The 15,673-nt window shown below is 34.3% G+C and carries 11 protein-coding genes and 1 tRNA gene; 10 read left to right on the top strand and 2 right to left on the bottom strand.

What is annotated here, in order from left to right; all coding sequences use genetic code 11:
* The 10 genes from mraY to FNW17_RS03160 all read left to right on the top strand — a co-directional run bounded on the left by mraY (nt 1) and on the right by FNW17_RS03160 (nt 11,763).
* Nucleotides 1-1,230 (top strand): phospho-N-acetylmuramoyl-pentapeptide-transferase, encoded by a 1,230-nt coding sequence (gene mraY, locus FNW17_RS03205; protein ID WP_143391857.1) that lies wholly within the window; start codon nt 1-3, stop codon nt 1,228-1,230.
* A 48-nt stretch (nt 1,231-1,278) separates the two neighbouring features.
* Complete coding sequence (murD, locus tag FNW17_RS03200; protein WP_144070858.1) at nt 1,279-2,619, top strand: UDP-N-acetylmuramoyl-L-alanine--D-glutamate ligase; 1,341 nt, start codon at nt 1,279-1,281, stop codon at nt 2,617-2,619.
* Between the two features lie 78 nt (nt 2,620-2,697).
* A complete protein-coding gene (locus FNW17_RS03195; protein WP_144070857.1) occupies nt 2,698-3,999 on the top strand; it encodes an FtsW/RodA/SpoVE family cell cycle protein in 1,302 nt (433 codons plus the stop codon).
* A gap of 33 nt (nt 4,000-4,032) precedes the next feature.
* Nucleotides 4,033-5,133, top strand: coding sequence for an undecaprenyldiphospho-muramoylpentapeptide beta-N-acetylglucosaminyltransferase (gene murG / locus FNW17_RS03190; RefSeq protein WP_143391854.1), 1,101 nt, complete (start codon nt 4,033-4,035; stop codon nt 5,131-5,133).
* Nucleotides 5,134-5,536: 403 nt separating this feature from the next.
* Nucleotides 5,537-6,886, top strand: coding sequence for a UDP-N-acetylmuramate--L-alanine ligase (gene murC / locus FNW17_RS03185; protein ID WP_144070856.1), 1,350 nt, complete (start codon nt 5,537-5,539; stop codon nt 6,884-6,886).
* The gene (locus FNW17_RS03180) at nt 6,873-7,598 is read left to right on the top strand and encodes a cell division protein FtsQ/DivIB (RefSeq protein ID WP_144070855.1); all 726 of its coding nucleotides are present in this window, start codon (nt 6,873-6,875) and stop codon (nt 7,596-7,598) included. Before murC ends, FNW17_RS03180 begins: the two co-directional genes overlap by 14 nt.
* Nucleotides 7,599-7,601: 3 nt before the next feature.
* Nucleotides 7,602-8,966 (top strand): cell division protein FtsA, encoded by a 1,365-nt coding sequence (gene ftsA / locus FNW17_RS03175; protein WP_144070854.1) that lies wholly within the window; start codon nt 7,602-7,604, stop codon nt 8,964-8,966.
* A gap of 39 nt (nt 8,967-9,005) precedes the next feature.
* Nucleotides 9,006-10,940 (top strand): cell division protein FtsZ, encoded by a 1,935-nt coding sequence (gene ftsZ, locus FNW17_RS03170; protein WP_144070853.1) that lies wholly within the window; start codon nt 9,006-9,008, stop codon nt 10,938-10,940.
* A gap of 227 nt (nt 10,941-11,167) precedes the next feature.
* Entirely contained in the window at nt 11,168-11,617 is a 450-nt protein-coding gene (locus FNW17_RS03165; protein ID WP_144070852.1) for a GatB/YqeY domain-containing protein, read from the top strand.
* A 69-nt stretch (nt 11,618-11,686) separates the two neighbouring features.
* Nucleotides 11,687-11,763: transfer RNA gene (locus FNW17_RS03160), tRNA-Arg, on the top strand.
* 123 nt (nt 11,764-11,886) lie between these two features.
* Here the strand turns inward: FNW17_RS03160 and FNW17_RS03155 are convergent.
* Both FNW17_RS03155 and rpe read right to left on the bottom strand, forming a co-directional pair.
* A complete protein-coding gene (locus FNW17_RS03155) occupies nt 11,887-14,634 on the bottom strand; it encodes an SdiA-regulated domain-containing protein (RefSeq protein ID WP_144070851.1) in 2,748 nt (915 codons plus the stop codon).
* A 197-nt stretch (nt 14,635-14,831) separates the two neighbouring features.
* Nucleotides 14,832-15,494 (bottom strand): ribulose-phosphate 3-epimerase, encoded by a 663-nt coding sequence (rpe, locus tag FNW17_RS03150; RefSeq protein WP_144070850.1) that lies wholly within the window; start codon nt 15,492-15,494, stop codon nt 14,832-14,834.
* Nucleotides 15,495-15,673: the final 179 nt, after the last annotated feature.

Genomic DNA, 15,673 nt, shown 5'->3' with positions numbered 1-15,673 from the left:
ATGCTATACTATTTATTTGAATATTTAAACAAAACAATGGATATTCCTGGGACAGGAGTTTTTCAATATATCACATTCAGATCAGCATTGGCATTTATTCTTTCTTTGCTTTTATCTACCATTTATGGAAAGAGAGTGATTGCTTTTTTGCAGAAACAACAAATAGGAGAATCCGTTCGTGAACTAGGTTTAGTAGGTCAAAAAGAAAAAGCAGGAACCCCAACAATGGGTGGATTAATTATCATTTTTGCTACTTTAATTCCCGTATTTCTACTCGCAAAACTTCAAAATATTTACATTGTATTGCTAGTTGTGACCACTTTGTGGATGGGAATCATAGGTTTTATAGATGATTACATCAAAATTTTCAAAAAAGATAAAGAAGGTCTAAAAGGAATATTCAAGGTTTTTGGACAAGTGGGTTTAGGTCTAATTGTGGGCTCAGTTTTATATTTCAACCCCGATGTAACCATAAGAACAGATACCTCTACAAGTAATATTATAAAAGAAGCATCCTTAAACGAAATTAAACCAGTACCTGTTTACGAAAAATCGACCGCAACAACGATTCCTTTTGTAAAAAATAATCAATTTGATTATGCTGAAGCATTATCCTGGATGGGTGAAGGCTATGAGAAATGGGCATGGTTGATTTTTATACCAATGGTAATTTTTATTATAACTGCGGTTTCAAACGGAGCCAATTTAACCGATGGAATCGACGGTTTGGCTGCTGGAACCTCAGCCGTCTCGGTGCTTGCGCTGGGTATCTTCACATTCGTTTCGGGGAATATTATTTTCTCTAATTATTTGAATATTATGTACATCCCCTATTCTGGTGAAATGACGGTATTCATTTCTGCATTTGTAGGATCGTTAATCGGATTTCTATGGTATAATTCCTATCCAGCATCTGTATTTATGGGAGATACGGGAAGTTTAACTATTGGTGGTGTAATTGCTGTATTAGCTATCGCCGTCAGAAAAGAATTGCTAATCCCATTATTATGTGGAATATTCTTGGCTGAAAATTTCTCAGTTGTCCTGCAAGTTGCTTATTTCAAATACACTAAAAAACGTTTTGGCGAAGGCAAAAGAATATTTCTAATGGCGCCTTTGCATCATCATTATCAAAAGAAAGGTTATCACGAAAGTAAAATTGTGACCCGATTTTGGATTGTTGCAATTTTACTAGCAATACTTTCAATAGTTACTTTAAAATTAAGATAATGAGATTTGACAACTTTAAAAAAGCTGTCAAATCTAAATAAAATAAAAATGAAAAGATTAGTAATTCTCGGTGGTGGAGAAAGCGGAGTTGGAACAGCTATTCTAGGAAAGAAAAAAGGATATGATGTTTTTGTGTCCGATTATGGAAAAATAAAAGAAAATTACAAAGAAGTTCTTATTAATAACGGCATTGCTTGGGAAGAAGAAAAGCATACAGAAGAATTGATTTTAAATGCTGATCTGGTAATGAAAAGTCCCGGAATTCCTGAAAAAAAATCAACAATAGTAATTAAACTTGTCGAAAAAGGAATTCCAGTAATTTCAGAAATTGAGTTTGCAGCACCATTCACAAAAGCATTGACAATAGGAATAACAGGAAGTAACGGAAAGACAACAACGACAATGTTGACTTATCATTTACTAAAATCAGCGGGGTTAAATGTGGCTTTGGGAGGCAATATCGGAAAGAGTTTCGCATGGCAAGTTGCCGATGATAAATACGACAATTATGTGCTAGAGTTGAGCAGTTTTCAGTTGGACGGAATCCTAGATTTCAAGCCACATATAGCCATAATCACCAATATAAGTCCAGATCATTTAGACCGATACGATTACAAATATGAAAATTACATTGCATCAAAATTTAGAATAACAATGAACCAAACTGAGGATGATTACCTTATTTATGATGCCGATGATGAAGCAATCTCAGAATGGTTAAAAAACAATAAAACAAAAGCTCAATTAATTCCTTTTTCGCTAACAAAAACATTCGAACTGGGAGCCTTTATAAAAGAAAAAACAATGGAAGTAAACATCATCAACGAGGAAGAATTCACAATGGAAACCGAAACTATGGCACTTGAAGGAAAGCATAATATGAAAAATGCAATGGCAGCAACTTCTGTAGCAAAATTGATGAAAATTAGAAATGCAACAATTAGAGAAAGTTTATCCAATTTTCAAGGTGTAGAACACCGTTTAGAAAAAGTGCTTAAAATTCAAAATGTGCAATACATCAACGATTCAAAAGCAACTAATGTAAACGCAACTTTCTTTGCATTAGACAGCATGAATACCCCAACTGTTTGGATTGTGGGTGGCGTTGACAAAGGAAATGATTATAACGAATTGATGTCATTAGTTCGCGAAAAAGTCAAAGCCATTATTTGTTTAGGTGTTGACAACAAAAAAATTATTGACATGTTTGGAAATGTAGTCGATATAATGATTGAGGTTAATACTATGGAAGATGCTGTAAAAATGGCTCAAAGATTGTCTGAAAAAGGAGATACCGTTTTATTATCCCCTGCTTGTGCGAGTTTCGATTTATTCGAAAATTATGAAGATAGAGGAAATCAATTTAAGCAAGCGGTAAAACATTTGTAAAAATGTTTAAGGTTTTAAAGTTTAAAGTTATTTAACATTAAACTTTAAAACAAATTAAACTTTTAAACAATAAATAAAATGAAAGAACTAGTAAACAATCTTAAAGGTGACAGAGTAATATGGACATTCGTGGCTTTATTAGCTTTGTTTTCGTTTATGCCTGTTTTTAGTGCCAGTAGTAATTTGGCTTACATAGGTCAAGGAACAGGCAACACCATTAGTTATTTATTAAAACATTTAGCTCATATTTTTATTGGACTAATAATTATTTTTTGTGTGCATAAGGTGCCATTTCATTATTATAGAGGACTTTCAAAGTTTGCTTTACCAATAGTTTGGATTTTGCTAGGCTACACCTTAATAAAAGGAACTGTAATCGCAGGAGCGAACGCAAGCCGATGGATACAAGTACCATTTATTGGAATATCATTTCAAACATCTACATTGGCAACATTAGTTTTATTAATTTTTGTTGCGAGGTATTTGTCGAAAAAACGAGAAGAAGAAATAGGATTTCAAGGGTCACTTATAGAACTTTGGTTACCAGTATTTACTACCTTATCTTTAATATTACCGGCCAATTTTTCTACCGCAGCTTTAATATTTTCAATGGTATTGATGTTGACATTTGTTGGAAAATATCCAATAAAATTTTTAGGTGCTATAATTGGTTTTGGCGTTGCAGCCTTATTATTATTCATTTTATTATCCAAAGCATTTCCTGATTCACATTTGTTTAGTAGAGTCGATACTTGGGAAAGTAGAATTGAAAACTTTAGCACCGACAAACCTGGGGAAGATGATTATCAGATAGAAAAAGCTAAAATCGCAATAGCTTCGGGAGGAATATACGGACTTGGGCCAGGGAAAAGTGTTCAAAAACATTTTTTACCGCAATCCTCCTCCGATTTTATTTATGCAATTATTGTCGAAGAATGGGGCTTAATCGGTGGTTTTGGAATATTGCTCTTGTATTTATTATTGTTTTTTAGATTCGTCATTGCGGCTCATAAAGCAAATTCCTTATTTGGCAAACTTTTAGTCGTTGGTTTAGGATTTCCAATGATTTTTCAAGCCATGATCAATATGGCTGTTGCAGTAGAATTATTACCCGTAACAGGACAAACTTTACCCCTAATAAGTAGCGGAGGAAGTTCTATTTGGATGTCTTGTATCGCTCTAGGAATAATCATCAATGTAACTAAAAAAGATGAAGAAATCGCTCAAGAATTAAGTGATAAAGCAAAACGTGAAGCGGCTTTACAAAAATTAATTGACAAGCAATTAGAAGAAGAAAATGAAGATGCAATGAATGCAAATGAAAACTATTCTATCGAAGATAACACCAATATTCCAATGAATGCAGTTCTGAATAAATAAGAACTTGATTGGTTAAAATAAATTTTAGGAAAAATGGAAAAATTAAAATTCATATTAAGTGGTGGCGGGACTGGTGGACATATCTACCCAGCCGTTGCGATTGCCAATGAACTAAAATCTCGTTTCCCTAATGCCGAATTTCTTTTTGTGGGAGCCAAAGATAAAATGGAAATGCAAAAAGTACCTCAATCTGGATATAAAATCGAAGGTCTTTGGATTGCCGGTTTACAGCGAAAATTGACTTTTCAAAACGCAATGTTTCCATTCAAATTAATCGATAGTTTATGGAAATCAAGAAAAATAATTAAAGAATTCAAACCCAATGTGGTTATTGGAACTGGAGGTTTTGCATCGGGTCCGCTATTGCAAGTGGCCAATATGTTAACTATTCCAACGGTGATTCAGGAACAAAATTCATACCCAGGAATAACCAATAAATTATTAAGTAAGAAAGCCAATAAAATTTGTGTAGCCTATGAAAATTTAGAACATTTTTTTCCAAAAGAAAAAATGATTTTAACCGGAAATCCAGTTCGTCAGGATTTAATCGACATCGAAAGCAAAAAAACAGAAGCCATTCATAATTTAAATTTAGATACCAATAAAAAAACGCTCTTAGTCCTTGGCGGAAGCCTTGGAGCGAGAAGAGTCAATCAATTAATTGAAAAAGAATTGGATAATTTGAAAGCGCTAAATGTTCAAGTAATCTGGCAATGCGGCAAATTATATTTTGAAGATTACAAAAAGTACAATAGCAATGGCAATGGCAATTTCAATGTTCAAGTCGTTGCATTTATAGACCGGATGGATTTGGTTTATGCAGCAGCAGATATTGTGATTTCTAGAGCAGGAGCTTCATCAGTTTCAGAATTGTGTATTGTGGGGAAACCAGTGATTTTTATTCCGTCACCCAATGTCGCCGAAGACCATCAAACGAAAAATGCTAAATCGATTGTCGATAAAAAAGGAGCTTTAATGCTAAAAGAATCAGAGTTGGATTCGCAATTCAGTATTGTTTTTGAAGCCTTATTAAAGGACAGCGGAAAACAAGAACAATTGAGCAAAAACATCAAACAATTGGCTTTGCCAAATGCAACCAAACAAATAGTTGACGAAATTGTGAAATTGATATAGAAGCTACGCAAAGTCACTGACCAACTTGAATAGAATAATGTATATGCGTTCTGAGACCGTCCAACGCTTCCGCAAAGTCAGAGACTTTGCGGAGCGAAAAACATAAAATATGTATAATCAATTAATTTTAGGAAGTATTTTTGTTATAAGTGGGATAAGTATTTATTTCTATATTATGAATACGGAGATAGAGAAACCGGAAAGTTATTGGATAGGCTATTTTTGTGGAATTGGATTTGTTATTTTTGGATTAATCCTAATTATTCTACAGATATTTAATTTTTCAATTTATAAGTGGGTCTTTTTTTTTATGAGTAATAATAAATAATAATAATTTTAAAATAACCCTTTCCAGTTTCGGCTCCCCTCTCCTTTGGAGAGGGGTTGGGGGTGAGGAAAAAAAATGAATCTAAACCAAATACATAACGTTTATTTTATAGGAATCGGAGGAATTGGGATGAGTGCTTTGGCACGTTATTTCAAAGCCATTGGCAAGAATGTGTCTGGTTATGACAAAACCGAAACCGAACTTACAATAGACTTACAGCAGCTAGGGATTGACATTCATTTTGAGGATAAAATCGATTTAATTCCTGCTGATTACTATCCAGAAAACACCTTGGTAATTATCACTCCAGCAGTTCCAAAAACACATTCGGAATGGAATTATTTCTTGGAGAGAGATTATGAAGTAAAGAAAAGAGCCGAAGTTCTTGGAATTATAACAAAAGATACGTTTTGTTTTGCGGTAGCTGGAACACACGGAAAAACAACAACTTCTAGTATTTTAGGACACATCTTATACGAAAGTGGCGTAGATGTAACCGCTTTTGTTGGCGGAATTGTCGAAAATTATAATTCAAATTTAATAGGAAACGGAAAAACCATAACCGTTGTCGAAGCTGATGAATTTGACCGTTCTTTTTTGCATTTACATCCCGATATTGCTTGCGTAACCTCAATGGATGCAGACCATTTGGACATATACGGAGACAAATCGGCGATTGAAGCTTCCTTTACAGAATTTGCAGATAAAGTAGAAGACAAAAGCAAGCTTTTCGTCACAAAAGGATTGCCTTTAAAAGGAATTACTTGTGCGATAAATGAAGCTGCTGATTTCTCCGCTTTCAACATAAGAATCATTAATAGTCAATACGTTTTTGATGTAAAAACACCAACAGAAACTTTAGAAAATATTGAATTCGGCTTACCCGGAAAACACAATTTAATGAACGCGTTAATGGCATTGGCAATGGCAAAAACTTTCGGTCTCCCAACTGAAGACATTACTAGTGCTTTGCGCTCATTTAAAGGAATCAAGCGCCGATTTTCGTATCAAATTAAAAGCGAAAAATTAGTTTATATTGATGATTATGCGCATCATCCAACCGAAATAAATGCGGTTCATCAAGCGGTTCGAGAATTGTATACAAACCAAAAAGTTTTGGCTATTTTTCAACCCCATTTGTTTAGCAGAACTAAAGATTTTGCCGATGATTTTGCCAAAAGCTTAGCTGCTTTTGATGAAATAATTTTATTAGATATTTATCCCGCAAGAGAATTACCAATGGAAGGAATAACTTCGAGTTGGTTAATGGATAAAATCGACAACTTAAATAAAAAATTAGCTACAAAAAAAGAATTAATTCAAACCGTTTTAGAAAGTGAGGCAACGGTTATTGTAACAATCGGTGCAGGAGATATTGGAGAAATGGTATCAACAATTAAAAAAGCATTAAATGAAACTCTTTAATTGGACAAATTTTCGATTAATACTAATGTTTTCATTGGTAATTTTTTTGTATTCGTTTACTTCAAATCGAAATAATAACAAAAAATTGACGAAAACAACTGTTGTTTTTGTAGGAGAGAACGCACCATATATCAATCAAGAAACGGTTAATAAATTGTTAATAGAAAATAATAAAGACGCTAAAAGTATAGGTAAAGATAAATTAGATTTGAATAGATTGGAAAAACGGCTGAACTCACACGAAATGATAGAAAAATCTGATGTGTTTGTGAGCATTGATGGAGTAGTGAAAGCAGTAGTGAAACAAAAAACTCCAGTAGCAAGAGTTTTTGATGGAGACAATTCTTTCTACATTGATTATAAAGGAAATAGAATGCCTTTGTCGGCAAATTATACAGCTAGGGTTCCACTTGTTTCGGGGGTAATAAATAAAAAAAACAGAGAAAAATTAGCCGAATTATTTCGTGTAATATACGACGATGAGTTTTTGAAAAAAAACATCATTGGTGTTCAGATTATGCCAAACGAAAGCTTAAAAATGCTAAACAGAAATTATAATTATCAAATAGATTTTGGTGGAACAAAAAGAATGAACGCTAAATTCAATAATTATAAAGTTTTTTTTCAAAAAGCAGTTTTAGATAGTTCGTTATATAAATACAAAACAATCGACCTGAGATTTGAACAGCAAGTGGTATGTACTAAAAAATAGAAAATGGAAAAAGAGAATATTGCAGTAGGTCTAGATATTGGGACAACAAAAATAGTTGCCATGATAGGCAAAAAAAATGAGTACGGAAAACTAGAAATTTTAGGCGTTGGGAAATCAAAAAGTCTCGGTGTTGCAAGAGGTGTTGTAAACAATATCACTCAAACCATTCAGTCCATTCAGCAAGCGGTGCTTGAAGCAGAAACCAAATCAGGATACAAAATAAATAATGTAGTTGTCGGAATTGCAGGTCAACACATTCGTAGTATTCAACATAGCGATTATATCATAAGAAATAATGCAGAGGAAGTAATTTCCGGAAATGATATTCAACTTTTGATAGACCAAGTAAACAAGTTGGCTATGTTGCCAGGTGAAGAAATTATACACGTTTTGCCACAAGAATACAAAATTGACGGACAATCCGATATAAAAGAACCTATAGGAATGTATGGCGGCAGATTGGAATCGAGTTTTCACGTCGTAGTAGGACAAGCTTCATCCATTCGCAACGTTGCAAGATGTATTCAAAGTGCAGACATTGAACTTTCTGGTCTAACCTTAGAACCTTTAGCTTCGGCAAATGCCGTTTTAAGCCAAGAAGAAAAAGAAGCAGGTGTCGCATTAATAGATATTGGAGGAGGAACAACAGATTTAGCCATTTTCAAAGACGGTATTATTCGACATACAGCAGTAATCCCTTTTGGTGGAAATGTAATCACAGATGACATAAAGGAAGGCTGTTCTATTATCGAAAAGCAGGCTGAATTATTGAAAGTTAAATTTGGATCAGCATGGCCGGGAGAAAATAAAGACAACGAAATCGTTTCAATTCCAGGATTAAGAGGAAGAGAGCCAAAAGAAATTTCGTTAAAGAATTTATCAAAAATAATTCACGCTCGTGTAGTAGAAATTATTGAACAAGTTTTTACAGAAATCAAAGAGTATGGACACGATGATCCGCGCAAAAAACTAATTGCTGGAATTGTTTTGACTGGTGGTGGCGCTCAATTGAAACACATCAAACAATTAGTAGAATACATCACCGGCATGGATACAAGAATTGGATATCCAAATGAACATCTAGCTGGAAACTCTGACGAAGAAATATCTTGCCCACTTTATGCAACAGTAGTTGGTTTAGTGATGAATAGTATTGAAAACAAAACACAAAGCGCTGTTAGAGTTGAAAAATACGCGGAACAAAAAATCGCTAGACCACCAAAACTAGAAATTATAGCAGAGGAAATTATAAAAGACGACATTCAGGATATAAAAACTCCTCCAATGGCTCCTTCAAATAAAAAAAACTTTTTTGATTTAAGTGGTTACCTAGGAAAAATAAAAGAATTTTTGGACAACGCAGAATAAAGAATAAAAATATATTAATAAAATAATAAAAACCATAAGATGATGAGCAACTCAGAATTTGGCAGTATTTCGTTTGATTTACCAAAAAACCAATCAAATGTAATAAAAGTTATAGGTGTAGGCGGCGGCGGGAGTAACGCTATAAACCATATGTTCAAGCAAGGTATCAAAGGCGTAGATTTTATCGTTTGTAATACCGATTCTCAAGCATTAGATAACAGTTCTGTACCAAATAAAATTCAGTTAGGTGTTAACTTGACCGAAGGACTTGGAGCAGGAGCAAATCCAGATGTAGGACAGCAATCAGCGATTGAAAGTATTGCTGAAATTGAAAAAATGCTTGACAGTAACACCAAAATGGTTTTCATAACCGCAGGAATGGGTGGAGGAACTGGGACAGGTGCAGCGCCAGTAATTGCTCAATTGGCCAAAGAAAGAGATATTTTAACCGTTGGAATAGTGACTTTGCCTTTCTCATTTGAAGGAAAAGTGCGTCTTGAACAAGCGCAAATAGGGATTAATAAATTGCGTAAACAAGTTGATTCTTTGATAGTAATCAACAACAATAAATTAAGAGAAGTATATGGGAATCTTGGTTTTAAAGCTGGATTTTCGAAAGCCGATGAAGTTTTGGCCACAGCCTCAAGAGGTATTGCCGAAGTAATTACACATCACTATACTCAAAATATAGATTTAAAAGATGCCAAAACAGTATTGGCCAATAGTGGAACTGCCATTATGGGATCAGCTGTTTCTACAGGTGAAAACAGAGCCAAAGAAGGAATTATTTCAGCCTTAGACTCCCCTCTTTTAAATGATAATAAAATCGCTGGAGCCAAAAACGTATTGTTGCTCATCGTTTCTGGATCTGACGAAATCACAATTGATGAAATTGGAGAAATCAACGATTATATTCAAGCCGAAGCAGGACACAACGCCAATATTATTATGGGGGTTGGTGAAGACGAATCTCTAGGCGAATCAATTTCTATAACCATTATTGCAACAGGTTTTGACATCGAACAACAACGTGAAATTGTAAATGTTGAACCCGCTAGGATCATACATACACTTGGTGACGAACAAAAAAATGAGTATGATTTAACAAAAAAATCCGTTACAGCATTTAACCACGAAACAGAAACACCTCTTGCTAAAACCGAAGACAGAATTGTTTTTGAACTATTAGAAGAAGAAAAAGTACTTGTTGAAGAACCAGCAAAAGTTATTCTTAAAAGCGAAGAACTTATGGGTATGAATGAGTTTATTAGAAATTTAGATGTTACTTTCGAAATCGTTTCACCTATCAAAGACTTGGATTTTGTTGTTTCATCAACAGAAGTTAAACAGATAGAAGTCGTTGAAGCAAAAATATACCATAAAGAAGAACAAGCCACTTTATCATTCGACTTGCCACTATTTAAGTCTGAGCCAGTAAAAAAGGAAGAAACCAGAACTTTATTTGAACTAAGTAATGAAACAAGAGATATTAAAGTAAATGAGCCTGTTCAATTTGTTCCAGTAACAGAATTAATTGACAATGGAATCATAAGATATTCTCTAGAAGAATATACCGAAGTTGAGAATGCCTTGTTAGACTCAAAACCTACTGTAGCAGTAGTAGAGGAAATAATTCCAGAAGAGTTGAACATCACCATGAAAAAGATTGAGGTCGTTGAAAACACAACCGCTACTTTCGAAAATATTTCTCCAATGGATATGACCATTCAAGAATCAATGAAATTAAGAACTGAAGAAAGAAGAAAAAAATTAAAAGATTTCAATTATAAATTTCACAATACGATTTCAAAAGTTGATGAATTAGAAAGAGTACCAGCTTATAAAAGACAAAACATAGAGCTTTCAAAAGGACAAATAACTGGAACGAATTCTAGAATTTCAGTTGGGATGGACAGTAATGATGACCTCCAATTGAGGTCAAACAATTCATTCTTACACGATAATGTTGACTAACTGATTATAACCAAAGTTGCCTAGCCCGAAAATTCATTTAATTTTCGGGCTATTTTTTTCAATTTCATTAATGAACACCACTAGAATCAGTTGCTAATTTCATTAAAAAAACATAAATTTGTGCTCCAGATTGCTACTAAAACCTTTTGGATAAAAGGAGGTTTCAATCTGAAAACAAAAACATAACCCGAGCGTCAGCGAACTGGCGTAGCAAATAATAAATTAATATGAGCTTATCAACACAAATCATGGAGGAAATAAAAACCGCCATGAGAGCCAAAGATACTATAGCATTAGAAGCCTTAAGAGCAATTAAATCTGAAATCCTTTTAGCTCAAACTGCCACAGGATCCAAAGAAGAAATCACTGAAGCAGACGAAATTAAATTACTTCAAAAATTAGTAAAAACCCGTAAGGACAGCGCTAAGATTTTTACAGAACAAAATAGGTTGGACTTAGCTGAACCAGAATTAGCTCAAATTGCAGTAATCGAAAAATTCTTGCCAGCACAACTTAGCGAAGCCGAAGTAGAAGCTATTATCGCAAAAATTATTGCAGAAACTGGCGCAAACGGAATAGCATCAATGGGCAAAGTAATGGGATTAGCCTCAGCGCAATTAGGCGGAACAGCCGAAGGAAAAACCATCTCATCGATTGTCAAAAAACTATTAGTATAAATTATTACAAATTTTAAATTACCAAATAAGTTCACATAATTCGTAATTTAAAATTTGTAATTATAAAATGGCTGCGTAGTTCAACTGGATAGAATTTCAGATTTCGGCTCTGAAGGTTGCAGGTTCGAACCCTGCCGCGGTCACCATAAAAAAAATCCAAAGATTTTGTCTTTGGATTTTTTATTAAAGTTATTTTATAGTCAATTTAAAAAAAAAACAAACCCTCGCCTTAGACTCAGGCGAGGGTTTGTGTAAAATAATTAATTTTCTTATTTCTTAATCACACGAAGTGTTTTAGTTTTCTCACCTTGAGTTATTATAACATTATAAATGCCAGATTTAAAATTACTTCCCGCTTTTTGATTATTCATTTCAGTCGCATCGAACTTACAAACTTCTATAAGTTTTCCAACCATATCATATACTTTCATTTCTACTGTATCATTGCTAGATGTTTTGAAATTTAAATGAAATGCTGAATCAAAAGGATTTGGATAAGCAATTACATCAAAAGCAGCGTTCAGGTTCATAAAAGTATTCGTTGATAAACTACCACTTGATAAGATGAAAGTTCCTGGCGAACCAGTTTCGGTAGCGCTGTTTGCTGCTACAAAAGCACCGTTAACACCAACGGAACTCAATTGAGTTATGGGAGTTGTGATACTGTTAAGTCCTGCAGAGTTATCAAAAGTTGCAAAGGACGTAATCGATGAAGCTCCGAATAATACCGATGTTCTTGGAGTTGCACTTGTCGCGTTATATAAATTTACTTGATCACCTCCTGAACTCAAACCTGCGCCACTTCCTGTATAATTTCCTATTCTTAAACCCAATGGAGGATTAGCACCAAACCAATTGTTTAGGAAAACAGCAGTTTTTCCAGCCAAATCATTAGTTTCTATAAAAATTACAGATTCACCAGCATTGATACTGGTTATTCCGTTTAATGCTAAAGCTGCTATTGGAGATTGTGAATTGTCATCTATTTTCCATCCAGTAATATCAACCGCCACAGCTTTTGAATTGGTTACTTCGAACCAATCGGCACCCACTGGGCTACTACCGCTAGACCAAGGAGCTACTTCGGATATAAAAAGCTTTCCTATAGAACCTGGAGAGCCAATTTGATTAGTATCATTTACTGCGGCAAATGCTTCATTAACGCCTACTTGACTCAATGTTGTTATTGCAGTATTGTTAAAACCTGCAGCATTATTAAAGGTGAAATTTGTAGTAGCTGCCCCAAAAGTTACTTTGGCTTTTACAGCTCCACTAGAATCGAATAGGTTTACTGCATCGCCAGATGAACTTAAACCTATTCCGCCACCTGTATAAGAACCTACTTGTAAATTTGCAGGCACATTAGACCCAAACCAAGCAGATTTGAAATTAGCAATAATAGTTGCTGAATTTGAAGCACTTGTTTCTAAGAAAATTACAGATTCACCCGCAGCAATACTTGTGATGCCTGTTAAAGCTAGTGCTGAAGTAAATAAATTAGAACTATCATCTACTTTCCAACCCGTAATATCAAGAGCGGAGGTTCCATTATTGGTAATTTCAAACCAATCCGCAGCAACTAGAGTGTTCCCACTAGACCAAGAAGCTATTTCTGTAATACTTACCTCGGCAACTGGAACTGTTTCAACAACAACATCTGTAACAGATAACACAAAATTAACAGAAGCATCTGGAGTAGTGCCAACCGTTGTATCGTCAACATTGATGGTAACGCTGTAACTTGTTTTGGTTTCATAATCAAGTACAGTTCCAGCTTTGATATACAAACTTGAACCTGTAATTTGGAAAAAATTGGAGTCAGCTCCTGATAAAGATAAAATGTTTGTGCCTAAACCATCATCTGTAACAACAATATCTGATACTTTAACGGCTGTAGAGGTATTAGAGTTTTCTAAAATGGCATCAGTGGTATTTGTCAAGGCAATTGCTGTTGGAGCAGCATTTGATTTAGCAGTAGAGGTATAAACCCAAAGTTGTGGATGATCAATATCTCCGCCACCGTTTTCGCTTACAATATATAAAACACCATCACGATCCATCGTAAGTCCTTCGTGTTGTTGGTTAGCTACGTCTAAAATATTTCCAGGATCTGATACAATAGTTAACGAGCTGGAAATAACACCATTTCTGTCGATATTCAAAACCTTAGCATTTTCTTGACTTAAAACCAATAAATTGTTATATAAAGGCTGGCCGTTAAGAGAAGGTAAATTTGACAATGCAAAAACATCAGCAACATCATTAACTAACATTAAAGATGGATCAAAAAGGTTAACTGAATTTGTTGTTGTTGCCGAACCATTTGTTCCCGTTCCAGCTGTAAAGTCAACAGCTGTTTGGAAAATTCCTATCGGCGTTGTTTCTTTTAAAACAATATATCCAGAAGTTATTGGGTCATATGAAAGCCCTTCTGTTCCAACATTACCAATAAATGTTCCCAATGTTACAGTTTGTGTATTACTTCTGGTAAGAGTAGTTCCGGCAACATAAGTAAATTTAACTACCTTTCTGTCACGTTCTTCACATAGTACAAATTGACCGCCACCAATATAGGTAATCCCTTCGGTATCATAAAACTCTGTGCCTTGAGGACTCGACCCTTGAGCCAAAGTCATCGTATTGATTAACTGACCCGTTTTTGAAACCTGAACCACTGAAGTACTTCCATCACCAATAAGAAAAAGAGTGTCTGTATCCCAATTGTAAGTCACTCCCGAAACTTCTTGAGCTAATAAATTATTAGCTGGAGCTGTAGTTCGAGTAGGTTCTGGCAAATTATAACGACCTACCCTAACGTAAGTAGAAAGATCTACAGATTGAGCCATTGCATTTTGATTGAAACCCAATAAAATAAAATATAAAAACAATCCCAGATTAGAAATAGTTTTTAATGATTTGGTTTCGATATTTTCAATTAATGATCTTGAACGATGCGTCAAGTCAAAATTTAAAGAAGCTGAAAAATTCATTTGTTTTAATTGTAAAAATTCTTTCATAAAGTAATTGTTTTAATTCTTTACAAAAGTATCTTACAATCAACCTCTCCATTTGATGTAAAAGTTATTTTATTATTATCTCTTTGTGTTTTGTAGTTTAAGGTAATGTTGCTAAATGTTAATACAAAAGAAATATGCTTATACAAGAAATCCGAAGTTTATGGCTTCGGATTATCTTTATAATAAGAGTTTTGATTTTAGAAACAAGTCAACTTTTTCAAATCAGCAATTGTTGTAGTCGGATTTTCAGCTTTAAAAACAAAACTCCCAGCGACCAAAACATCAGCACCAGCATTTATTAATTGTACTGCATTTTTATTGGTAACACCACCGTCAATTTCTATAATTGTATTTGCACCTTTTCGAGTAATCAATGCTTTAAGTTTTTCAACTTTAGCATAGGTGTTCTCGATAAACGATTGTCCTCCAAAACCAGGATTCACACTCATAACACAAACCAAATCGATATCGTTGATAACATCTTCCAATAAATCAATGTTAGTATGTGGATTTATGGCAACACCAGCTTTCATTCCTTCGGCTTTGATGGCTTGTAAAGTTCTGTGAAGATGCGGACAAGCTTCATAATGAACCGATAAAATATTTGCTCCTAATTCAGCAAAAGTTTTGATATATCTATCGGGATCAACAATCATCAAATGGACATCGATGGTTTTCTTGGCGTGTTTGGCTATGGCGGCTAAAACGGGCATTCCAAAAGAAATATTGGGAACAAAAACACCGTCCATAATATCAATATGAAACCAGTCGGCCTCACTATTATTAATCATTTCGATGTCTCGTTGTAAATTGGCAAAATCAGCAGCAAGAACTGATGGTGCGATAAGTGTATTCTTCATTTTATGCTGAATTTATTCCAGCATCTTTTAATACTGAAAGTAGTTAGTGTTATTTGTACAAAAGTAAATTATAATTAGAGAACCTGAAACAAGTTCAGGTTAAAAATAAAAAACTCCGGAAACCCGAGCATTTCTGCGAACAGACCGGAAGTTTTGTTTGAAAAATAAAAAACTCCGGA

It is taken from the genome of Flavobacterium franklandianum, from assembly GCF_007097365.1.
Classification (GTDB): domain Bacteria; phylum Bacteroidota; class Bacteroidia; order Flavobacteriales; family Flavobacteriaceae; genus Flavobacterium; species Flavobacterium franklandianum.
This window is presented reverse-complemented; position numbering and strand designations above follow the sequence as displayed.

Bases quoted from the DNA above. Each gene is read 5' to 3' on its own strand.
- FNW17_RS03165 (WP_144070852.1), top strand. From the start codon at position 11,168: ATGAGCTTATCAACACAAATCATGGAGGAAATAAAAACCGCCATGAGA.
- FNW17_RS03180 (WP_144070855.1), top strand. From the start codon at position 6,873: ATGAAACTCTTTAATTGGACAAATTTTCGATTAATACTAATGTTTTCA.
- murG (WP_143391854.1), top strand. From the start codon at position 4,033: ATGGAAAAATTAAAATTCATATTAAGTGGTGGCGGGACTGGTGGACAT.
- FNW17_RS03155 (WP_144070851.1), bottom strand. From the start codon at position 14,634: ATGAAAGAATTTTTACAATTAAAACAAATGAATTTTTCAGCTTCTTTA.
- ftsZ (WP_144070853.1), top strand. From the start codon at position 9,006: ATGATGAGCAACTCAGAATTTGGCAGTATTTCGTTTGATTTACCAAAA.
- mraY (WP_143391857.1), top strand. From the start codon at position 1: ATGCTATACTATTTATTTGAATATTTAAACAAAACAATGGATATTCCT.
- FNW17_RS03195 (WP_144070857.1), top strand. From the start codon at position 2,698: ATGAAAGAACTAGTAAACAATCTTAAAGGTGACAGAGTAATATGGACA.
- rpe (WP_144070850.1), bottom strand. From the start codon at position 15,494: ATGAAGAATACACTTATCGCACCATCAGTTCTTGCTGCTGATTTTGCC.
- ftsA (WP_144070854.1), top strand. From the start codon at position 7,602: ATGGAAAAAGAGAATATTGCAGTAGGTCTAGATATTGGGACAACAAAA.
- murD (WP_144070858.1), top strand. From the start codon at position 1,279: ATGAAAAGATTAGTAATTCTCGGTGGTGGAGAAAGCGGAGTTGGAACA.
- murC (WP_144070856.1), top strand. From the start codon at position 5,537: ATGAATCTAAACCAAATACATAACGTTTATTTTATAGGAATCGGAGGA.